Annotated in this window: 18 protein-coding genes; all 18 read right to left on the bottom strand. The window is 64.5% G+C overall.

The features are described from left to right. Positions 1 to 31: 31 nt before the first annotated feature. On the bottom strand, positions 32 to 1,450 hold the full coding sequence (locus tag ACQR07_RS24245; protein WP_434904644.1) for a hypothetical protein: 1,419 nt from the start codon (positions 1,448 to 1,450) through the stop codon (positions 32 to 34). Next, complete coding sequence (locus ACQR07_RS24240; protein WP_434904643.1) at positions 1,335 to 2,435, bottom strand: hypothetical protein; 1,101 nt, start codon at positions 2,433 to 2,435, stop codon at positions 1,335 to 1,337. The genes ACQR07_RS24245 and ACQR07_RS24240 overlap by 116 nt, the downstream gene beginning before the upstream one ends. A 137-nt stretch (positions 2,436 to 2,572) precedes the next feature. After that, complete coding sequence (locus ACQR07_RS24235) at positions 2,573 to 3,805, bottom strand: hypothetical protein (protein WP_434904642.1); 1,233 nt, start codon at positions 3,803 to 3,805, stop codon at positions 2,573 to 2,575. Between the two features lie 13 nt (positions 3,806 to 3,818). Beyond that, the gene (locus ACQR07_RS24230; protein WP_434904641.1) at positions 3,819 to 5,186 is read right to left on the bottom strand and encodes a hypothetical protein; all 1,368 of its coding nucleotides are present in this window, start codon (positions 5,184 to 5,186) and stop codon (positions 3,819 to 3,821) included. Between the two features lie 21 nt (positions 5,187 to 5,207). Then, positions 5,208 to 6,020, bottom strand: coding sequence for a phage tail protein (locus ACQR07_RS24225; protein ID WP_434904640.1), 813 nt, complete (start codon positions 6,018 to 6,020; stop codon positions 5,208 to 5,210). 9 nt (positions 6,021 to 6,029) lie between these two features. Continuing rightward, positions 6,030 to 7,679, bottom strand: a complete 1,650-nt coding sequence (locus ACQR07_RS24220; RefSeq protein WP_434904639.1) for a hypothetical protein — start codon at positions 7,677 to 7,679, stop codon at positions 6,030 to 6,032. A 2-nt stretch (positions 7,680 to 7,681) separates the two neighbouring features. Further along, the gene (locus ACQR07_RS24215; protein ID WP_434904638.1) at positions 7,682 to 10,888 is read right to left on the bottom strand and encodes a putative baseplate assembly protein; all 3,207 of its coding nucleotides are present in this window, start codon (positions 10,886 to 10,888) and stop codon (positions 7,682 to 7,684) included. Beyond that, positions 10,866 to 11,282: a GPW/gp25 family protein gene (locus ACQR07_RS24210; protein ID WP_434904637.1), complete on the bottom strand. Its 417-nt coding sequence runs from the start codon at positions 11,280 to 11,282 to the stop codon at positions 10,866 to 10,868. Before ACQR07_RS24210 ends, ACQR07_RS24215 begins: the two co-directional genes overlap by 23 nt. A 13-nt stretch (positions 11,283 to 11,295) precedes the next feature. Then, entirely contained in the window at positions 11,296 to 11,784 is a 489-nt protein-coding gene (locus ACQR07_RS24205; protein WP_434904636.1) for a hypothetical protein, read from the bottom strand. A 4-nt stretch (positions 11,785 to 11,788) separates the two neighbouring features. Continuing rightward, a complete protein-coding gene (locus ACQR07_RS24200) occupies positions 11,789 to 12,436 on the bottom strand; it encodes a phage baseplate assembly protein V (protein ID WP_434904635.1) in 648 nt (215 codons plus the stop codon). Continuing rightward, positions 12,433 to 13,491 carry a phage late control D family protein gene (locus ACQR07_RS24195; protein ID WP_434904634.1) on the bottom strand — a complete coding sequence of 353 codons (1,059 nt, stop codon included), beginning with the start codon at positions 13,489 to 13,491 and terminating at the stop codon, positions 12,433 to 12,435. Before ACQR07_RS24195 ends, ACQR07_RS24200 begins: the two co-directional genes overlap by 4 nt. A 20-nt stretch (positions 13,492 to 13,511) precedes the next feature. Beyond that, positions 13,512 to 14,162, bottom strand: coding sequence for a LysM peptidoglycan-binding domain-containing protein (locus ACQR07_RS24190; protein ID WP_434904633.1), 651 nt, complete (start codon positions 14,160 to 14,162; stop codon positions 13,512 to 13,514). A gap of 9 nt (positions 14,163 to 14,171) precedes the next feature. Continuing rightward, the gene (locus ACQR07_RS24185) at positions 14,172 to 15,362 is read right to left on the bottom strand and encodes a hypothetical protein (protein WP_434904632.1); all 1,191 of its coding nucleotides are present in this window, start codon (positions 15,360 to 15,362) and stop codon (positions 14,172 to 14,174) included. Positions 15,363 to 15,364: 2 nt separating this feature from the next. Beyond that, the gene (locus tag ACQR07_RS24180; RefSeq protein WP_434904631.1) at positions 15,365 to 15,556 is read right to left on the bottom strand and encodes a hypothetical protein; all 192 of its coding nucleotides are present in this window, start codon (positions 15,554 to 15,556) and stop codon (positions 15,365 to 15,367) included. 74 nt (positions 15,557 to 15,630) lie between these two features. Next, positions 15,631 to 17,865, bottom strand: coding sequence for an AAA family ATPase (locus ACQR07_RS24175; RefSeq protein WP_434904630.1), 2,235 nt, complete (start codon positions 17,863 to 17,865; stop codon positions 15,631 to 15,633). Beyond that, a complete protein-coding gene (locus tag ACQR07_RS24170) occupies positions 17,852 to 18,403 on the bottom strand; it encodes a DUF4255 domain-containing protein (RefSeq protein WP_434904629.1) in 552 nt (183 codons plus the stop codon). The genes ACQR07_RS24175 and ACQR07_RS24170 overlap by 14 nt, the downstream gene beginning before the upstream one ends. A gap of 33 nt (positions 18,404 to 18,436) precedes the next feature. After that, positions 18,437 to 18,922 (bottom strand): phage tail protein, encoded by a 486-nt coding sequence (locus ACQR07_RS24165; RefSeq protein WP_434904628.1) that lies wholly within the window; start codon positions 18,920 to 18,922, stop codon positions 18,437 to 18,439. A gap of 18 nt (positions 18,923 to 18,940) precedes the next feature. Further along, positions 18,941 to 21,388: a phage tail sheath subtilisin-like domain-containing protein gene (locus tag ACQR07_RS24160; RefSeq protein ID WP_434904627.1), complete on the bottom strand. Its 2,448-nt coding sequence runs from the start codon at positions 21,386 to 21,388 to the stop codon at positions 18,941 to 18,943.

The following is a 21,388-nucleotide window of genomic DNA, read 5'->3' as shown; positions in this document are numbered from 1 at the left end:
TGATGCAGATACACATGGGCACGCGCTTTCGTCAGAGCGGTTCAAACCGAGGCAGCACCGGGATCTGAAATCTGCACAGGGACGTGATCGGCTCGCAGCGGGCGCAGCGCCCGTTGCGGAATTCGCAGCACTTCTGACCCGGCGAGCAGGGCGGAAAAACAACGATGATTTTCTGCGCAACCGTGAATCCGGCCATGACGCTGCCGCCGCTGCCGGTGAGGACGAGGTTGCGGCTTCCCACCGGCGCGTCGTCTGCGACGGCGAAGGACAGAGTTGCCGTCGACGCCGAGGTGACGTTCCAGGCAATGTTGGAAATGCCGTCGCTCGGCGTGATCGTGATTTGCGAGACCGACACGGCAGACAGGTCGAAACAGCCGCTCGAGGTCACACTGAGCGTCGGCGACGTGGAGCGCAGAACCCGGGCCGGCGCGATGCTGATCGCGGGCACCAGTTGCGGGCCTGCGATTGCGAACACCGTGGATGCGGACGCCGTCTGATCCTGGATCGTCAATGTTCGTTCTCCCGCCGGCGCGCAGTCCGCGACGTTGAACGACAGAACCGCGCTACTCGCCGCGGCACTGCTGACGGCGACATTGGAAATTCCCGCGCCCGGCGTGATGGTGACGCGCGAGAGATTGATGCCCGAGAGATCGAGTCCGCCCGAGGATTTGACGACGAGCGCGGCTGCGGCGCCCCGCGCGATCGGCGCTGGCCCGATGGCGATGGCAGGCGGTCCCTGTGAGACACCGGTCGGCGTCAGGCTCTTGAAGACGCCCTGCCTGACAGATGCGATCGCACGTATCCCTCTTGGCGGCAGGCCGTTGATGTCAAGCGTCCAGGTCTCGGTGACGCCGGCCGGGATCGCCTGCTGATGAAGGACGGAGAGCGCATAGAGACCGGGCGCATAAGTCCGATCCAACGGCTGCAGTGCAACGATCTTGTCGCTGAACGCCTGCGTCTCGACGCCGCCGGCGGGCGAAAACAGACGTGAGCCGCCGATGCTGGCTGCGACGGAGAATGTCACGGTTGCCGGTAGAACCGGATCGGGCGCCGGGTCGGTCCGGCTGTTTCCGTCGGGGCCGAATTCGAGCAGGATGTTGGTTTCCGACGTGGCGGTCTTCGGTCCGGCGATGTCGACCTTGATCGTCGCGGCCGTGCCGCCCAGCAGCGTCAAACTCTCCCGCAGCACCGTGCCGGATTGCTGAGACAGAGCGGGGCCGCTTGGCAGCGCGGCGAGTGCGACCGCGAGCGCCATGCTTCGAAATCGATAAGCGAGACCGGCGACCATGCTGAAAACCCCTGATCCATGAAATAATGACGACGCGGCGGGCTCACTAACAGTGTTGACTCCGCGGGATGCAACTGCCGGCGCATGAACCGTGATCTGTCTGGCCGCAGCATTTCTGCCCGGCACCACACGCGCCGGAATGCGGCGGCGGATGGCGCGCAACCAGGAACTTGTCGGTGGCACGCAGGCCCCCCTTGACGATCGAGAGCGTGTGGGTGCCCATCTGCACATTCTCAGCGACCTCGAAGGCGACGTTCGCGCTGGTTGCCGACAGGACCGTCACCGCGATGTCCGAGATCCCATCCGACGGCTCGATCAAGACTTGAGCAGGCGTCAGGTCACTGAGATTGAGGCAGCCGGACGCTGCGACGTTGAGCATCGCCGAACTGAAGTTGATGACTCCATTGGGCACCACGCTGATCGAAGCGTCCTGAGCGGCGGTCACGGCGAAGATCGTCGAAGCCGATGTATCCTGTCCGTGAATCACGAGCGTGCGCTCGCCGCCTGCTGCACATCTTCCAATGTCGACTGAAACGATTGCCGTGTTCGGCGAGGCATTGCCGACACTACGGACCGAGACATCATTGGGTGGGACGATCTCAAGCATCTCGGACGACAGATGCGACAAGTCGAGCCCGTCGAACGACCTGACGACGAGCGACGACACCGCTCCGGCGGCAAGCGGCGGCGGCAGCAGGCCGATGCTCGGCGGGCGCGGCACCGGCCCGGTCGGCGACAGACTTCTGAAATTGCCCTGCCTGATCGAGGCGATGACGCGCCCTCCTCTGGCCGGCAATCCCTCGATCCGAACCGTCCAGGTCTCGACGGCGCCCACCGGCACGTCCTGCAGATGGACGATCGACAGGGCGTAGAGCCCGGGCGCGTTCGGCGGATCGAGATGCTGGAAGGCCACGAGCTTGCCGGCGAAGACGCGCTCTTCGCTGCCACCGCCGAGCGAGAATACACGCGAACCGCCGAAGCTCGCGCTGACGGTGAACGTCGCCGCGGGCGACAGCCCCGGATCAGGTGCTGGATCCGACCGGCCGTTGCCGTCCGGTCCGAATTCGAGCAGCAGGCTGGTTTCGGAATTTGCAGTCTTCGGCCCGGCGACATCGATCTGCATGCTCGCCGCCGGGCCGCCCAGCATGGTCAGGTTTTCTCGCAGAAGCGTGCCCGACTGTTGCGACCGGACGCCACTGCCGCACACGCAAAGCAGGACGACGGCCGCCACGACGCGAGATCTGCTACGTATTGCGGCCATGGTCCCGGGACCTCTCTGAGCTCTTAAGGGCACTGGCGCGGGCGATTGATGCACAGCGTGCATGAGCCGTTTTCGTCTTCCTCGCAGCAGCGCTGCGACGGCGTACAATGATGGATGGGCGGTGGCGGCGGGTGGAACGGGGCGGCAACCTCGAACGCAGCCGAGGAATTGCTGTCACCGTTCTCGATGACGAGCCGGCGGCTGACCAGCGGCGCATCGCCGGCGACCGCGAATGACAGGCTGAGGCTCGTCGCCGAGGTCGCTGCAACCGTAATTCCCGAGATGCCGGTCGAGGGGACGATGCTGACCTGCGAAGGCCTGACGCCCGACAGATCAAAGCATCCGGTCGACATCACGTTGAGCGTCGCGGTGCTCGCGATCACCACGCGGGTCGGCGACACGCTGATCGCAGGCGTCTGACGCACGGCAGCCAGTGCGAAGATCGCTGACGCCGCGACGTTCTGGTCCCTAATCGTGAGCGTCCGCTCGCCGCCCGGCGTGCAATTGGCGACATTGAAGGACACGACGATGCTGTTCGGCGTCGCGTTGCCGATGCCGAGGCCGGAAATGCCAAGCTCCGGGGTGATCGCCACCTGGGACAGAGCGACGTTCGAGAGGTCGAGCCCGCCGGAGGACCTGACGGTGAGCGCGGGCGCGGATCCGACCGTGACCGGCGGCGGCACGATCGTGATCGCGGGCGGGCCTTGCGAGACCCCTGTCGGCACCAGACTCCTGAACGCGCCTTGCCGAACCGAAGCGATGGTCCGCACGCCTGCGCGCGGCAAGCCATTGATCTGGACCTTCCAAATCTCGGTGACGCCCGCGGGAACCTCCTGCAGATGGACGATCGAGAGCGAGTACAGACCAGGCGACGTCGGCGGATCGAGCAGGTTGAAGGCGACATTCTTGCCGGGGAAGGCTTGCGATTCGAAGCCGCCGAACAGCGGGAAGACGTGCGAGCCGCCGCTGCTGGAGCTGACGGTGAACGTCGTCGTGGCCGGCAGAGCCGGATCGGGGACCGGGTTGGTCCGGCTGTTGCCGTCAGGGCCGAATTCGAGCAGCAAATTGGTCTCGGTATTCGCCGTCTTCGGTCCGGCGATATCGATTTCGATCGTTGCCGTCGTGCCGCCCAACAGCGTCGAGCTCGCGCGCAGCACGGTGCCGGATTGCTGAGACGAGGCGGCGTTGATGAGCGCGCAGGCGAGTACAGCTCCCATCACGAGGTTGCGAGAGGCCTTCCAGAACTTGACCGTCATTGGCTTCACTCCTTCAGGGAACCACGATCAGTGTCTGCGACGATTGCACGGTGCCAGCTGCCGTCGTGACTGTGATTTGTCCCGACGTCGCCGTTCCCGGAACGCTCACGGTAATCTTGCCGTCCGTCACCGATTCACCCGGACCCGTGAACGGTTGCCGGTGCTCTCCCCCCTTGAAGCCGACCGCCGCGAGGTCGAGAAAACCCGCGCCGTTGATGGTCAGAAGGGCGTTCGGCCTGACCTGAGCCGGAGCGAAATCGGTGATCCGCGCCGGCGGCGTGATCGCCGCCGTGCTCTTGACCACCTGGCCATTGCTCTGGACCTGCACCGGGCCTCTCGTCGCGTCCGACGGAATCTGGTCGACCGGAATTCCGAGTTCGGTCGGACTGACATTGAGAACGATCACCGGAGTGGCGAAGCTCCCGCCAGCCTTCGAGAACTGCACGATCGTGGGGGTGGTGAAGCCCGTCCCTGTGATCTTGAACAGGTTGTTGCCGTTCGGAACGTCGACCTTGCTGAACCCGGAGATGGTCAAGCCCGCTTGCACCGTGAAGGTGTCCTGCGCAGTCACACCATTCACGGTCACCGCCAGCGTGCGGTTACCAGCGGCCGCCGCGCTGTCGATCGTGAAGGAGAGATTGAAGCTCGTCGGCTGTTGATTGCTCACCACGAGATTGGAGAGGCCCGCCTGCGGCGTCACCGTAAGCTGCGCCGGTGTCATGCCTGCGAGGCTCAGGCCGCCGGCCGAGGTCACGGTCAGCGTGACGGCCTGCCCGGTCGCCGTGATCTGGTTCGGCTGCAACCTGATGGACGGAATGGCCGCGAACAAGGCCGACTGGATCGCGGCCGTCTGCCGTTGGGCCTCGGTGGCCTTCATCGTGTTGAAGTCGATCTCGCCGAGCACGACATACGGGTTGGCATCCGACGGCTGCGGCGGCGCAGCGCGATGGACCTCGACCAGGGCCTGTTCGAGAATCCGCGTGGGTTCGAACACATCGCCGGCCGACGGCGGATCTGTGACCTTCTGCTCATGGTAGCGGATGGTGACAATCACCTTGTCTCCGGGCTGGAAGGCGGTCTGCTGCGTGGTGAGATCGATCATCGACGTTGGCTCGCGAAGCACGATCTCCCTCGCTTCGGCCTCGTCGGGCACGCAGCCGATCGCCATGCCGGCGTTGACATGGAACCGCTTCTGCGCCGGATCGGGATCCGTCACGATCCTGAGGTCTTCGTCCTTGGACTGAACCACGCCGCTCCGCCTGAACATGACGAACAGCAGCCGCCTGCGCATGTGCACGATGTAGTCCGAGAGGTCGTTGAACTCCTCCTTCTGCAGATATTGTCCATCAAAGAAGTTGACGCGCTTGATCTCCATCTCCATCGGCCCTGCTCCCCGCGCGCGTTAGATTGGCTTCGAATTCTTCCAGATCAGCGTATCGACGCCGAGCGTCGCCCGCTGCTTCACCGGCTGCCCGTTGACTTGCCGAAAGCCGAGGATGATGCCGGGCGTTCGCGCGTCGAGCTGGTAGTAGGTGTGAGCCGGCTTCTCGAGATCGATGATCGCGCGCGTGCTCCTGCGGATGATGCGCCAGACATTGATGTCGAACGGCTCGGCGGCAATCCCCGCGCGCTGCGCGAGGTTGTCGGGAAACCCGTAGTTGATGCAGACGCGGAAATAATAGGCGGGCACACCGAGAAAGGTATCCACACCGAGCGTGGAGGCCCGCTTGACATCGTCGGTCCTGCCGAGCACGAAGCCACGCGGCTCGTCGACCCTCGCTTGTGCGCCGACGAACATCGCCAGATATTCGTCGAGCGCCGCACGCGTGCCGCGCCGCTGATAGAGCGGCACGATGCGCTGCACCCATTGCCGGCGCTTGGCGAGCGGCCAGTTCTGGTCGAGCGTGAGCGCGAGCCAGCTCGCGAGATAGGTCAAGAAATCGGAGCTGATCCGGCGTCCGTCGGCGGACGGTTCGACTGACGCCAGCACCGGATCCAGCTCATCGGTGTAGCGCTCGAGGATGCCTTCGAGCCCGGTGATCTTCCGGCCTGTCGGCAGAGGCTGTGCATCCTCGCGTCCAGTCAGCAGCGCTTCGAAGATCTTCAGGAATCGGCCGAGGAACGGCGCGGCCCCCGGCGTCGACGGCATCCGGAACAACTCCGGCAGATATTGCAGGTAATCGCTTTGCGTGTTGCCCGGATTCTGGTTTGCCATACTATTTCCTCACACACGCACCACGTTGACCGCGAGGCCGTCCCTCGCAAGCGCCGGCAACGACAATGGCGGCAGCAGTACGTCGCCGCTCTCGTTCGCAGGCGTCAGAGACAGATCGGCGACGTGGTCGACGCCTTCGATATCTTCGAGCAGCCTGTACAGCTTCGAGCGGTATACGCCGCCTCCGGTCGGGCTCATCGGCCAGCCCCTGCCATCGACACCGCCGGTCAGGACGCCGAGAAATGCCCGAATGGTCTTGACGACGATCCGCTCCATGTCCTCAGTGTTGCGATCGCCGAACACGGCGACCTGGATGCGAATCGTCAGCAGCGTCAGCGCCGGCGCCTGCACGAAGATGCGCGTGCCGATCAGCCGGCGCTTGTCGAGAAACCGCTGGACCTTGTCTGCCAGCCCGGGTCGCAGCGCGATCAGGTCGGCCTTCTGCTGGTCTGGCAGGTCCGGATCGGTCAGGGCGCTGTCGAGGTCCTTGCCCTTCTGGGCCAGGACGAGCAACGTCACGCAGCCGAACGATTGCTGCTGCCGGGCCTGCGGCTGATAGTTCATCAGCGCCGTCGCACGCAGCACCTTCTCCGCCGTTCCGGTCCCGCCGGGCGCCGTGCCGTCCTGATAGCCATTCAGATAGTCATTGAAGTCGTTGAGCATCACATGCTCGAAATCATCGGCGGTGATCAGCCGGTACGGCCGCCGAAACCGCTTGAGACCCTCGCGCAGGCGCGCATCGGGAGGAAAGAAGAAGGCCGCGCCCTCGGGCTCTCCCCTTTCCACGTCGATCTTCTCGCCAGGCTGGAGGTCGGCGATGGCATCGAGCCGGTGAAGATTTCCGGGCGGCGGGCGCAGCGCGGCGGGGCCCTGCAGGACTTGATAGCTGCAGACGATGCTCGCCCCCTCGCGCGGCACCAGCCCGAACTGGCCGTCGCCGAACCGGATCGTGCCGGCGTTGGCGTCGACGGCGAAGTGGATGGCTTCCGGGTTGTTCCGGACCCAGGACGCTTCGGTCAGGAGCGACTGCTTCAGCTGCCAAGGCTGTCCGTCGACGCTGACGCGCGGATTGGGATTGTAGCCCTCACCGGTGCGGGCAAGATCGAGCAGCACGGGCGCGGGCACGCCGATCGGCAGGCCGATATCGCCATGCACAGGCGACAGCGCGAACACCTGGTTCGGACGGCCGTTGCTGATGCCGAGCGTCTGCTGCGAGACCATGAGATGCTCGCGCGCCGTGACGGCAACGGATTGCGCCGCGGGCTGCGGCTGGAACGTCACCGGCGTCAGAGTCTCGAAAACGAAGCGCCGCGCGGGGCCTGTGGCATCGAGCCTGGCAAAAACGGTCGCAAATCGCGTTCCCGCTTTCACCGTCAATGGCGCCGTGCGTGCAGGATCGAGCGAGGCTCTCAGAACCAGCGGAATGGTGACCGGTTCCGGCGGATCCAATATCAGGTCGGCAAACTTCTCGATATGCGCATCGGGTACGCGGTCGGTCCGGAAGATGATGCCTTCGGAGATCCAACACAGCAAATCGAGCATCGCGATGCCCGGATCGGAATAGTTGTGATCGGTATGAGCTGCGCCGATCTGCTTGCGCATGAAGGCGAACAGCTGATCGAAGTTGCGGTCGTCCAATGTGATGTTCGGAAGTGTCATGATCAGACCATCGTGATCTGGTGGACGCCTGAGGCGACGAGCATGTTTTCTGCAATGACCGGCTCCTCGCCGACAAAGCCTGCCTCGACGACGTGATCGACGCCCTCGGTTCGCTCGATCACCGCATAGACCTCGGATAGATAGACGTGGCGGCCGAACGGCCAGCCCCGGTGCTGCTCCCCGCCGGTCAACGGGTGAAAGAAGTCGTCCAACGCCAACACGACTCTCCGCGCCACCGCGCTCGCCTCGTCGGGCCGCCTGGGATGCACCCGCGCCGCGATCGACACCGACCGATAGACCACGGCCAAAGCGTGAATGTCGGCGCCGATCGCACCAAGCGCGTTGAGCCGAAGAAACTCTTCGATCCGGCGCAACAGCCCCTTGGTCGGCTGCGGCATCGGGCTCGTGTCATTCGGCACGATGATGATCGAGACGGCGCCGGGCTTGAACAGGAGCGTTCCATCCGCGCCTGGCGCCCGCGTCGCCAGACATTTGGCCCGCGCAACCTCGCTGAAGTTCGAGATCGTCAGCCAGCTGAAGTCCTCGCTGGAGACGGCCCGGCCGCGATTCTTGAGCGCCTGCGGCCCGAGCTCATAGGTTTGCTGCAAGGTCCACGGATCCGAGCCACCCACGGCGCCGCGCAGGTTGAACACCTTGTCGATGAACGGGAGCGACGACTTCATCTCCTTGATCGCGAGCGGCGTCGCAAGGCGATTGGCCGCGTTGCCGCCGCCGGACCTGAGCCCGCGTACGATGATGTTGTCCTTGCCGATCGGCGGGATCAGACCGCCGCCGGCACCTCCGAAGGTCACCAGACCGGTCGGGGCTTCGAGCGTATAGTGGCGGCTGCGCGGACCGGAGATCCGAAAGTTGGGCACCCGATTCCAACGCACCCAGACCTGCCTGTCCTCGCCGACGTCGCCAGGCTCCCGGACGTCAAGAACATCCGCGAGCGACACCTCACCGCCGGGCGCTTGATCAGCGGATTCGTCGAGCAGCGCAGCGAGTTCGAGCGCGTTCGGCACCTCGTTCTCGCGAACCCAGATGTCGCCGGCCAGCACGGGCCGTTGCAGAATGGTAACGCTCTGATTGGGCTCGCCCGAACCCGACGCCAACGGCGTGTCAGTTGCCGAGGTCTCCTGATTGAACGCCATGACGCTGTTCGGCAGCACCATCTCGAGCAACGGCGGCGTCGCGTAGGAACCTCCTGCTTGCCGGATGCGATACCAGTGCAGCGCCGTGCCGTCGGTCAACTCCGGAAACAACAAGCGGGGGCTCGTCGCCGCGGCCAGAAAGCCGACCACACCACTGGACGTCAGATTTCCCGTGCCATCTTCGACGTCGAGCGACTTCCACCGAAGATCCGGTCCAAGATATTCGAACACCAGCCGCGGATTATCGAGATCCGGAAGCAGATGAGCGGCGTCCTTGGCCTCACGGAGTGCGATGAAGAGACTGATGAATGCATTGCCGAAAGCGCGGTCGAAGCCCAGGTAGCAGGCTGGGGCGCTGCCCAGCGCAATGCCTCCAGTCCGCTGCGAAGCGAACCCGACGAACGGCACGAGCCCTCTGCTGGACAAGGCCGACGAGTCCCGTCGGACGAACTCGAAATTGTTCAGGGTTGTCAGGCGATCCGGCCTGATCGGAGGGGTCGCGACGTCGTACTCCAGTTCGATCTTCTCGATCACCGGCGCGATGAAGCTGGGATCGACGGCCCGGATCGACGGAACGCCCGCCGCAGATGTCGTGATCCTGACGAAGCCATCGCGGCCATAGGCATGCTCGCTCCTGACAACCGCCCGAATCCAGTACGCTTCAACGCCGCCGAGCTTGCCGAGCACGGCGTCCTTTTCCGGGGAGAACCTGATATTGATGGTGGCGTCGCCTCCGATCGTTCCGAACAGCGTCCAGTTCTTCTGGTCGACGGTCGCGGACCCGCGCTGGTCTTCGGCCAGCTGCTCGAACGCAATCGGGTTGCCGCGCGTGACCTTGAGAACGTGACCGACTTTCGTGATCGTCGTCCAGAGGCCGCCAGCCGCCAGATATTGCCATTCGAGCCTGGTCACGACGGTCGTGGACTCGTCGCCGAGGTTGCCAAAGATGCTGCTCAGCGCGGCGGTGTCGTAAGGATGCAGCGTGAAGCGGAGATTGACGACGCCGACATCCGGCGCGAAGGCTTGCATGCTGCCAAGATAGAATGCGTCGCCGTAGCGCGGCCGTTCGCCGAAGGGCCGAGCCGGCTTGGTCAGATCCAGCCTGGCATCGTTGAACAGCGCCACGTCAGCCTGGACGTTCGGCGGCGCTGCCGTCTCTGCCCTTCCTGAGACCGATACCAGGCGCGGCAACACCTTCACTGTCTCCGGCGGGACGGTCAGACGGCATGCAACCCAGCTGTCGATGTCACCGGCAACCTCAGCCTTGGCGGTGCCAGGAAATGACGGGAAGATGACGTCGACCTGTTCGGATGCTGCCGCGCGATACGCGACATCGTCGATCCCGACCCAAGACTTGCTGCCACCGTCGAACCTCTGCCAGCTGAGATATCTGTCACTGAAGGTGGCACTTCCGACCTCGAAGGTGAATCGGAGCGTGATATCGGCCGGCTCGCCGCGCGAGAACAACGCAGCGCTGGCCAGAAAGAGCGTGTGCTCGATGGCGGCGTGGCCATCGCCGCGTTCGTCCAGCACCGGGATCGCCGCTGCAGCCGCAAGCTTTTCGGGTGACGGCGGCAGGTCGATTGGAACCTGCACGGCGAAGCGACCGGCGGCAGGAAACACGCTGACGGTACGAACGAGCTTGGCCGGTGTCGCAAAGAACGCAGTCTGTGTCTCGAACACTTGAGCGTCCGCCGCTTCGGACTGCGTGGTGGCGACCCGCGTTCCAGCCGGCACGAGCTGCCCCGTGTCCAGACGCGGCGACAACAGGAATGTGACGGGCGCTTCGGCCGCCATGCCCGGTGCACGCTCGACCCCGACCAGATCCAGAAACGCCAGCAGGTTCTTTTCCGGAACGCGGTTGAGGCGCTCAGCCACCAGCTCGATCAGCCGCGCGTTCAGCTCGATCAATCCGTGCCCTGGATCGCTGCTGTCCTCGAACGTGGTCCAGGCATAACCGTCAGGTGCCTCGGCCACGCAATATTGCCTGGCGAGGGCCACCGCCTCGGCGACCGGATCACGGATCGCACGATCATAGAGTTTGGGCGGCTGCATTGTTGCCTTCCCGCAGATAGAACGGATAGACGAGATTGAAGACGCTGTTGGTGGCGCGGACGCGATACTCGATATTGACCACCAGCGTCGCCGGATCCGACAGTTTGTCGTCGGACCGGACGCTGAGAAGGTCGACGCGCGGCTCCCACTTGATCAGCGCGTCGGTGATGGCTTTCGCGACCAGGCTCTTGGTCGAACTGCTGAGCGGCGCGAACACCAGATCACGCAGCCGGCTGCCGAACTCCGGACGCATCATTCGTTCGCCCTGCGCCGTCCCCAGGATGATGAGGATCGACTGCTGGATCTTGGCCTCGTCATGCTGATAGCTCAGCGCGCCGTTCCGGTCGGGCTCGACCGGGAAACTCCAGCCGCTTCCGAGATGTGCAATGGCCATCACTCGCCCTCCATCATTGGATCGGCCCCACGATGGGCGGCGCCGGTTGCACGAAAGGAATATCCGCGACGATCACCGTTCGCGCCCCGGCATCGAATGCATCGGCAAGCCTGTTGGCCTTCTCCGCCGGAGATGATTTTCCGAGATCAGCAAAGATTCCCGACAGCGCGGCCGCGAGCGCCGCATTGCCGGGAAACGCCGTGGTGCCCGCCGCCGTCGGCCCGACCCAGGCGATGGCCTGCCAGAACCCGCTCACGCCCTGCGCCACCAGAGCTCCAGCAGCGGCGGGGGCCAAAGCCGACAGTCCGCCCTGAAATCCACCGAGAAGGATCGGAAAATTTGCAGAGGCATTGGTCGGCAACGACGCGGCCGACGACAACGCCGAACCGGCGTAGCCGAGATAGGCGTTCGCCCAAGCCGCCGCAGCATCGGCCGCGGTTGCCGGCTTGCTGTTGAACAGCTGCTCCAGCGACTGGGCGAGAGTGGATTTGGCGAGCGGCATCGCGCTATTCCGTCTTGTGCTTGGTGCTGACATGGTTGCCGGCCATCATCGGCTGGACGGGCGGACCGGAGGGTCCGACGCCGGTCGGATGGGTGTGGCTGTTGAACAGCTGCATCAGTGCGTTGCCGAGTACCATCGCTTCGGAGGCGGCGCTGCTGCCGATCTTGATGCTGCTCGCCTTCACCACGACGCCGGTGCTCGACATCTCGATCGAGTTGCCGGACTTGTCGATGACGGTGACCTTCTCGGCGCCGGCGGTGTCGTCAAACAGGATCTGATGACCGCTGCGCGACTTGATCATCCGGACCGCATTATCCTTGTCGGATCCACGCTCCTTCGGCATCGCGTCCTTGCCGTTCCAGACCGCCCCGAGCACGTAGGGGAAGCGCATGTCGCCATGGTCGAAAACGACCAGGACCTCGTCGTCCACGTCGGGCCGGAACACCGCGCCGCGGCCGGCGCCGGCCATGAACGAGACCACGCGGGCCCAAGGGCTTTCGCTGTCATCCTTCAGCCAGGGATAACGAACCTTGACGCGACCGAGGCCGTCCGGGTCTGCAACGTTCGAGACGATGCCGATCACGGCCCCGAACACACAGCCCGTCGTGAGGTCGCTGTCCGATTTTTCCGACAGGAGTTCGAGCAGGCTCATGACGCATTCCTCACGACCTGAAAGGCGGTCACATAACCGGTCTTCGGCGCGATCCGATGCTCGGCGCGACGAATGTAGTAGACCCCGCTGAAGCGCGTCCCGAGCCCATTCAACCGCGCCGTCGTTCCCGGCATCAGGCTGGCATTGCCGACGGCTTCGCCATCCCCGGAGATCAGGCCGAGCGCCATCTCGTTGTACAGCGCCTTTGCGATCTGGTCGGCCTCCGCCTGGGTGGCGACCGGCATCTCGACGATCACGTCGGCCGTCTTGCCGAACGCGGTCTCGGTCAACGCCGGTGCGGCCTTGTGTCCGCCCATCAGGCTGGTCTGATCGCCGCCGCGCGCCACACCGAGGATGGCGGCCTTGGTCGCCGGATTCCAGCCGCGCACCGTCAGCTCGCTGACGACATTGGCAGTGCTCATGCGCGGGCGGAACCATTTCAGGTCCTTGGGATACTCAAGCGAGACGCTTTCGCCGAGATTGTTCTTGGCTTCGCGGAAAATCAGTTTGCTGCCGGTCACGAGCACCTCGTAGCGGATGCGCCGCGCCCGCATCAGCAGGAAATCGATATCGCTAAGATTGTTCTGCAGCAGATAGGGATGAACGATGCCGCTGTCCTGCACCTCCGGCGTCAGGTTCATCTCGCGTGCAATCCGCTCGGCGAGCTGGCTGTCCTTGATCTCGTTGAACGCCCGGGTCTTGCGGCCGCGTCGCAGCCGATGCAGCCGGTCGAATCCCTGAAGCCTCATGACCGTCGGCTGATCGCTGCCGTAGTCCACCTTCAACGCGGTAATCTCTCCCTTCAGCAGCGTCGTCAGCTCGCCGCGATAGCCGCACTGGATCTCGATCCTGTTTCCGGGCGACAGATCGTCCGAGTCGATCCACTTGATCTGCTGGTTTTCGGAGTTGACGGCATTGATCTTGATGTCGAACAGGTCACCACCTTCGACATGCTGCGCCACCATGATCTCGAGAATGTCGACACGCAGCTCCGGCGCGATCGCAACATCGTTGATCAGGACCCGACTCTCAGGAGAGGCATTTGCATCAGGCATCAGAGCTTCCTTGAAGGTCGTCAGACGATCTTGGGAATACGCAGGACCTGACCAGGCGTCAGCCGGCGCGGGTTCTCGATGTTGTTGGCGATCGCGATCGGCCGCCACTTTCTCGGATCTTCGTAGAACTGTGCGGCGATGTCGCTCAGCGTATCCTTGACCTTGGCCACGTAGAGCTTCGTGAGGTCGGGCGAGTGCGGCTCATTCTTCTGCAGCTCTTCCTCGGGCAGCGTGAATTCGAGGAATGCGACCGACAGCTTGGCGCGCACTGGCGTTCCGTCGCCCAGGAACATGATGAACTGCTGCTTCAGCGTTTCCAGAACGCAGACAAAGGGAAACTCGGCATAGGGCCCGCCGGGAGCGGTCGGCCCCCAGCTCAGCTCGATCTTGGGCGGCCGGTGCTTCTCCTTGTTGAACACCAGCAGCCCGGCGATCTTCTGCGTATGTTCGCGCACGTCCGATCGCGCCTCGTAGCTGTCGAAGAACAGCTCCATGGTCAGCTTCTTGCGATCGCCACCGGTGTAGTGGAGCTCGGGCTTCTGCCCCATCTTGTCCTGGTCCGCCCAGTGCGACGCGTCTTCCAGGACGTATTCGGTCGGATTGAACAGGACGAAGAACTGCTCGCCTGTATCGAGATTGTGGATCCGCAGCCGTTCCATGCGTTCAACCATGACTGCCCCTCATCCCAGTCGCTCTTTTTCCAGCAGCAGACGATCGTAGAGCGTGTCCTGGATCTGCTGGGCGAGCGCGCGCGGATATTCAGCCTCCAGCGCGAGCTTTTGCGTGATGGTAACCGCGACCTGCTGTTCGACGCGCTGCTGCAGCTTTTCCGTCAAGGATTGCTCGACGGCGCTCAGCAGCACTGCGTCGTGACGAGGGCTGCCTTGTGCGCGCGAGGCCGGCGTGCGCGCGACCATCGGATGCGACTGATCCCGCCCGCTCTGAGCAGCCACCGAGCCAGCGGGTCTGATCGTCAATGTGGGCTGTCGCGGCGCCTGCTCGGATCGAACCCGCCGGGTCACGACGGGCGGCGCTGCGACGCGCAGCTCGCTCTTCGTCGCGCGACCAGCGAGCTGCCGATCATCAGCATGCCGACCGGACCATGCGGCCGGCGCGCGCCGGACCGGCGTCGCAGATCGCTCGACCGTTGGCTGGACACGTACAACGCGAGGCAAGATCAACGGACGTTCCATGTTCTGCCGTGTCCGCGGCTCTGTCGCTCGGGTGGCCGTTTCCGCTCGGCTCCACGGAGTGAGCGGTGCGAGCCGTTGCTGCTGGATCATCCTCGACTTGTCGGATTTGAACGCCGGCCTACGATCAAGCTCCGCCCCCCGGCGGACACTCTCCGTCGACGACGGCCGCTGCACAGCCTCGGCCCTGCCCGGCCGCATCACATTGCGACGCCACTGCTCCGCGGCCGATTGTCCGAACTGCTTTGGTCCTTGAACGACGGGCGTGCTCGATCGTCCGATCCGGCCCGTTGGCAGCCGGTGCGCGATCCCCGGAACGGGAACTCTCGTCTGCGACTCCGCGCCGCGCGGTTGCCGCTCGCCAACGCCATCCTGCCGCGACGACGGCACAAGCGACAAAGGATCGCCGGTCCGCTTCAATTGAAACCTGGCGGTCACCAGCAGATGCATCGCCAGCGATGTCGGCCTGATATCTCGCACAACACCGCCACGCGGCGAACGCCGCTTGGCGGGAGGTTGGAGGACGAGGCCTGCCAGCAGGCGTTCGCGGCGCCACCGCCGCCTGATGGGGATTTGCATCGCAATCGCGGCGAAATCGATCACCGATCGCGGCAGGACGCCGGCATGCGCGGCGCGCGTTTGTGCAGCGGGTCGTGCGATCGATCGTATGATGCGGCTCATGGCTACACGTCCCCAGGCGCAGCCGGCGCCGGAGCGCCGGGCGAGCGGGCAGCGTCGACGACGCGCGCGGCGAACGCGTTGCCGAAGCGGCCCTGAATGGCAGCCAGCAATTGCGCGCGCTCGGCCGCATTGCCGGCCGCGCGCAGCCGAGCCGCGAGACGATCGGCATCGAACGGCAGGTTGGCCAGGTCCAACGCTCCGCCACCCGCACCAGCGACAGTGGGCTTATGGACAACAAGGTCCTCGTCCAACCGTTTCGTGAGATCTCTCATACCCGCTCACCTTCCCGGATCATGGCGTAGTACTGGCCGAAATCCGACTTGGAACAGATCCGCCCGATCTTCTGATACTCGCGCTTGGTGGCGCGGATGACATGCTCCATCGCGATCTCCGTGCCATCCGCCAGGGCGAGGAATGCGCTGCTCAAGGCGATGTTGCGGATGCTGCCGCCGGGAACGCCAATCTTCTGCGCCAGGAAATCGAAATCGACATCGCTGCGGATCGGCGCCTCGCTCGGAAACGACTTGCGCCAGATCATCTCGCGCAGGCGCTCGTCGGGCAGCGGATACTCGATGACGTGACTGAACCTGCGAAGGAACGCCTGATCCAGGTTGCCCTTCATGTTCGTGGCGATGATGATGATCCCTTCGTAGCGGTCCATCTCGGCCAGGAGGTAGTTGACCTCGATATTGGCGTAGCGGTCATGGGCATCCTTGACCTCCGTCCGTTTCCCGAACAGCGCATCCGCCTCGTCGAAGAACAGCACGCAATTGCCGCTGGCGCTCTGCGAGAAGATCCGGCTCAGATTGCGTTCGGTTTCGCCGATGTATTTGCTGACGATCCGGGACAGGTCGACGCGGAACAGATCGAGTTGCAGGTCGCGCGCGATGATCTCGACACTCATCGTCTTGCCGGTCCCCGATGCGCCGGAAAGCAGGATCGCGAGCCCCTTTCCGTAAGAGAATTTCGCGCCAAACCCCCAGCCGTCGTAGACCTGCCCGCGGTGCTTGACCCACCGGCAGATCTCCTTGAGCTGCGCCTGCGCGTCGGCCGGCAGCACGATGTCGTCCCAGCCGTAGCGGGCCGTGATCTTCTGGCAGAATTGATGAAGTCCCGACTCGGCTTCATCGCGACACCGCGCGTGAAGCTCCGAGCCTTCGATGCTGGGCTCGCCTTCGACATCCCGGCCGGCGGTCATCTCCGCAAGCGCGACCGCGCGCGCGATCTGACCAGGCGTGAAATGGAATTTTGACGCGAGCAGCCGGATCTCGGACCCGAGCCGGGCCACGGCACGCGGCTTCAGGCAGCGCTCCCAGATCTCGACCCGCTCAGTCAACGTCGGGAACGTCAGATCGAAGCCGAGCGGACGGGTTCGGACCTTCTGGCGGAACTCGATCGTCGGCATGACGCCACTGACGATGACATCGCAGCCGGTCAGGCCGCGCAGCAGCCCTTCGATCGGCAACGCGCGGATCGCGTCGCGATCGACGTCGCGCAGAATGTCGTCGACATCCTGCAACAGGACGACGCAATCGCGGAGCCGCGCCTCGCGCCCGAGCATCAGACCGAACTCTTCGAGCCGGCCGCCCACCAGCGGCAACTTGGCCGCGTCCACCAGCAGCAGTCCCTTCGAAAGGGCTCTGGCGAGGCCTTCCGCGATCAGCTGCTCACCGGCGCCGCGAGGACCGCCGATGTAGCACAGCGGCAATCGCCCCTCGGCGCGCCGCATCCGCAGCAGCTGTTCGAGACAACGCGCGTGCTGGGCGTAGTAGGACAGATCGTCCATGGCTTTGCCGGGAACGATCGAGCGCACCGCGTCGGCGAGCAAGGGTGGCAGTCGATCGCTCCCGATCAGGAAATCGACCACGCCAGGAGCCAGCCTGGCTTCGACCGCGGAGAACGGACCGTCCGCCGTACCGGCCGTCCACTCCAGCAGGCCATGAATGTGGAGGGGACAGGCGGGCCCAAACAGGCTTCGGACGCTGACGGGATCGGCGGAGCCTGGTGCCAGCAGCCGGGCCAAAACCGCAAATGTCGGCCGTCGCTTGGTGGCATCGTCCTGAAGATACGCAAACAGCCGCGAGATCTGGCCGTCGAGCTCGGCGGCGACGCAGCACAGGATCGCGCCTCGCGCAACCTCATCGAGCGCGAAGATACGCGTCAGCCGCTCGAGTCTGAGGTCCACGCCTTCCGCGGCCGCTACCGCCGCCTGGCGGTCGAGCGAGCGGCGTTGGTCGGCGATATCGCGGCGCTCATGCAGCCATTCGTCGGAACGCGGCTCGACCGGCGCAGCCGGCCATTCGACGTAGCGGTCAACCTCCTCGCGAGAAATATACAGGCCTGCGAATTCATCGGCGGACCTCTGGGCCGAGCGGCGGTCGCTGACGCGAATCTCGGCCCGGATCAGCTGGCGCAGCCACCAAAACTCGGCGCGCAGATGCGCGCTGTTGTCGGCAAAGCCGACAACAGCCGGTTCGAGGGCACGTTGTTCAGAGCTGCGCAAAAACATCGATCTTCTGACTCACACGATTCACGCGCTGGCTGATACTCGAGCGCAGCATTGCGATCCTGACTTCGTAGCAGACGGACAGCCGATACGGGCTCTGCAACGCGTTCCAGATCCGGGTAAGCTCCTCGAGCGTCGTCGGGCAAAGCAGCAGCACGAGCTGCTCGACTGCGGTCGGCAATGCACCTGAGAGCCGTTCGCCGTCGACGATGGAGTTGTCGTGGAGCAGGCTCATGGCGTGGCTGAGGACCTGATGAGCGCTGATGGTGTCCTTGGCGTAGGGCGTCAGCAGATAGTACAGGTTGACCGCCAGCGGCGGATATTCCTGCGTCGTTGCCGACGGAGACGACCACGCCTGGTTCTTCGCATGAGGGTTCTCGAGAACCTGATAGAGGAACAGATTGAGCTTCTTGAAGTCCGCTTCGCCGCCGGTTGGCAGCGTCGCCGGTGAATCGAGCGTCACGTCGAGACCGGTCAGCAGATCCTTCAGGGTCTGCGTCACATCACCGATGATGTTGGTGTCGCCCAGCGCCATGTTCAATCCACATCCAGGTTCGTCGTCGATGGTTCAAGCCAGCTCGATTCCTTCGCAGGCGAGCTCGATCGCTTCGATGGCGACCTCGCTGGCGCCCGCCTTCAGGTCGGGTCCGGTCCACTTCACGGGAAACGGTCGAAACAGCTGCCAACGCTTCAACGGCCGTCCCATTTCGTCCAGCAGGATGACCGCCACCTTGTTGTCGATGTCCTGATCCGGATTACTGGGCCTGCGGTTGAGGTTGCTCGCCGCGTTGAAGCTGCCGGACATGACGTCCTGTTGCCAGCGATAGAGCAGATCGGAGTTGGCGCCGGACGTCACGCCGCGTTTGAGCGTGATCGAGCCGACGCTGCCGGCGTCGGGAAATTTCAGCGCGTGCGAATTGCGTCCGCCTTCGCGATATTCATAGACCTTGGTTTCGAGCTGCAGCCCCGTGCACTCGCTGAAGCTCGCCGCCTGCAGAAACCCGAGTTCCAGCACGAAGCGGAAGTTGGCGACCGGATCGCTAGCCCTGCGCATGACTTTTCACCCTCCCCATCATCCGCCGTCCTCCGTGACACTGATGCTGTCGGGCGTACGCCGGACGTTGAGCACGATGAACTCTGCCGGTGCGGCCAGCGCGATGCCGATATCGGCAACCAGTTGCCCGGCCGCGACGACCTCAGGCGGGTTGGTCTCATCATTGCAGGCAACAAAGAAGGCCTGATCGGCAGCGCTCGAAGCGGTCGCGCCGCCCGCAACCAGCCCGCGGACCAGGCTCGTCAGACTGGCTTCGACGCGCCGGCGCAGCGCAGCGTCGTGGGGCTCGAACGCGACCCATCGCAACGCACGACCGAGCTGCTTCTTGACCGCGATGAGCAGCCGGCGGACATTGACGTAGCGGGATGCGGGCTCGGTGCTGAGCGTGCGTGCGCCCCATAGCTCGATCGCCAACGCGCCGACCTTGCGCGCGCAGTTCACGCCGACAAGGTTGAGATCGCTCTGGTCCACGGCCTCGAGCTGGACCTCGAGATCAACGACATCCTTGATGGGCTCATTGGCAGGCGCCTGCCCCACCCCGGCTGCGGCGTCCGAACGCGCCATGACGCCGGCCACGAAGCCGGACGGCGGCACCAATCTCGTGATGCCGTTCACCGACGTCATCAACCAAGGGTAATACAGCGCGCCGAACTTGGCCGCCTGCGCATCCGCCAGTTTTCCAGGAAGCAGAGTTGCCTGCGCCGGCGTCGTGCCGAACGGCGTGTCGAGCAGGGCCAGGCGTTCGCCGCACCTCGTCGCGTGCGTCAGCACCTCGCGAGCGGCCTGCAGATAAGTCGTCTCAGGATCGTCTCCGTCCGAGGTGGCCAGCAGCCGCTGCGCGGCGAGGTCGGGCACCGCGACAAGGTCGACCTCCTCCAGCTCCTCAAGTGTCGCCAGTCCATATCGTGCACCGGGCGGCCCCCCCGCCGGCGCAAAAAGATCGGCGCCGCGATAGCCGGTGTACCAGCCCGACAGGATCGTGCCGGGATCACGGCCACCCGCCAGATTGATTTCGCCACTCGGCAGCGCAAAGGACGCGCCTGCCACTGTGGGACCATCGACGCCAAGGCGTGTCGCCGGATCTACGGCCAACACCTTCGGCACATAACGCGGGCTCGCCGGCTCGCCACTCAGATTGCGATGGACTTCGACTGGTTCGGGATTGTCGGCGGCCCAGATCGTGAGCGTGAAGCGGCCCTTGATCGAGACGGCGGCATTGAGCGGATATTTGTTGCGAACCGCCGCATCGAGCACCAGAACGTTGTCCGGCTGGACCAGCGCGATGGAGCAGTCCTCCATCACCGCCCCATTCGCGGGATCGGCAATGGTGATGACGTCCTTTGCGATCAGTCCCTCGGCATTCTGAACCACGATCCGGTCGTCGCCCGGATTGACGGGCACGGCAGCCGACGTGGCAAATGCCGTCGCTCGCACCCGCAGCGAATTGCCGCTGCTGCCGATGTTGACGGCGTGCGGCCCGTCCGACCGACAGACCAGCGTGAGCGAACGGCTGCCATCGGCAGCCTGCAGCGTACCTTCACTGAAGCGATGACCTTCGCCGCCTGCGACCACCGGCTGCGCCGGCACGCTGACCGGACGGAGCCGTGCCCGGCCGTCCTGATCCAGCACCTGGCTCGCGCGGATCAGGATCGAGTAGCCGAGCGCCTGCCGGTCGATGTAGCTCTGCGTATCGTCGGCGCCATTGATCAGCGCAGGCGCATAGCGTGGGCTCGCCGCCGACATCGAGAGATCATCGAACACCTCGTATCGATCGTCGAGGCGAACGACCAGCTTCAGCCCCCGCCCGGACAGCCGCGATCCCGCCGGCAGAGCGGCCTGCAGCGGCGCCGACAAGGTCACCACATGGCTGAGACTGTCGATAGATACGATCGTCGCGCCCGTCACCTTGAACGGATCGCGTGGATCCGCAAGGCTAACGCTCATGTTGGGCGCGAGATCACAGACCTCAGCCACCGAGATCCGGGTTGCCGACGCGGTCGCGTCCGCCGTGAGCGTGGTCAATGACAGGTTGGGACGTGTGCCTTCGCCCAGCGTGAGGACGATCCGATTGCCCCAGCGACCTTCGTTGATGGCTTCGATTGCCAGCGTCGCATCGCCATTGCTGTCATTGAGCTCAAATTGTGCCGCCCGTAGCGGATCGACCCGGGGACGCCGCCCATCGATATTGTCCGCGGAATGATCGGCGAGATCGGCGACCCTCACGACGTAGCATTTCGCGCCTCCGTTGCGGAAAAACCCGAACACTTCATCGCCGAGCCAGCCGTAGCCGACAGGACGTCCGAACACCATCTCGAACTCGTCCCAGCTCCCGACAGGCTGCGGTCGGTGCAGCGGACCACGCTCCGCAATGCCGACGAAGCCGGCGATGGCGCTGAGCTGCGGGGCACGGGTTGACGGAATGCCCTGCAGATACAAACCGGGTGCGCCGCCGATCGACTTGCTCAT

Origin of the sequence: Bradyrhizobium sp. HKCCYLS20291 (assembly GCF_051167715.1) — a bacterium.
Classification (GTDB): domain Bacteria; phylum Pseudomonadota; class Alphaproteobacteria; order Rhizobiales; family Xanthobacteraceae; genus Bradyrhizobium.
Note: the sequence above shows the minus strand (reverse complement) of the source record. Positions and strands in the feature narration are given on the sequence as shown.

Bases quoted from the DNA above. Each gene is read 5' to 3' on its own strand.
- ACQR07_RS24200 (WP_434904635.1), bottom strand. From the start codon at position 12,436: ATGAGCCTGCTCGAACTCCTGTCGGAAAAATCGGACAGCGACCTCACG.
- ACQR07_RS24205 (WP_434904636.1), bottom strand. From the start codon at position 11,784: ATGCCGCTCGCCAAATCCACTCTCGCCCAGTCGCTGGAGCAGCTGTTC.
- ACQR07_RS24235 (WP_434904642.1), bottom strand. From the start codon at position 3,805: ATGACGGTCAAGTTCTGGAAGGCCTCTCGCAACCTCGTGATGGGAGCT.
- ACQR07_RS24160 (WP_434904627.1), bottom strand. From the start codon at position 21,388: ATGAGCAAGTCGATCGGCGGCGCACCCGGTTTGTATCTGCAGGGCATT.
- ACQR07_RS24240 (WP_434904643.1), bottom strand. From the start codon at position 2,435: ATGCTGGGCGGCCCGGCGGCGAGCATGCAGATCGATGTCGCCGGGCCG.
- ACQR07_RS24215 (WP_434904638.1), bottom strand. From the start codon at position 10,888: ATGCAGCCGCCCAAACTCTATGATCGTGCGATCCGTGATCCGGTCGCC.
- ACQR07_RS24225 (WP_434904640.1), bottom strand. From the start codon at position 6,020: ATGGCAAACCAGAATCCGGGCAACACGCAAAGCGATTACCTGCAATAT.
- ACQR07_RS24220 (WP_434904639.1), bottom strand. From the start codon at position 7,679: ATGACACTTCCGAACATCACATTGGACGACCGCAACTTCGATCAGCTG.
- ACQR07_RS24165 (WP_434904628.1), bottom strand. From the start codon at position 18,922: ATGCGCAGGGCTAGCGATCCGGTCGCCAACTTCCGCTTCGTGCTGGAA.
- ACQR07_RS24190 (WP_434904633.1), bottom strand. From the start codon at position 14,162: ATGGTTGAACGCATGGAACGGCTGCGGATCCACAATCTCGATACAGGC.
- ACQR07_RS24195 (WP_434904634.1), bottom strand. From the start codon at position 13,491: ATGCCTGATGCAAATGCCTCTCCTGAGAGTCGGGTCCTGATCAACGAT.
- ACQR07_RS24185 (WP_434904632.1), bottom strand. From the start codon at position 15,362: ATGAGCCGCATCATACGATCGATCGCACGACCCGCTGCACAAACGCGC.
- ACQR07_RS24230 (WP_434904641.1), bottom strand. From the start codon at position 5,186: ATGGAGATGGAGATCAAGCGCGTCAACTTCTTTGATGGACAATATCTG.
- ACQR07_RS24210 (WP_434904637.1), bottom strand. From the start codon at position 11,282: ATGGCCATTGCACATCTCGGAAGCGGCTGGAGTTTCCCGGTCGAGCCC.
- ACQR07_RS24170 (WP_434904629.1), bottom strand. From the start codon at position 18,403: ATGGCGCTGGGCGACACCAACATCATCGGTGATGTGACGCAGACCCTG.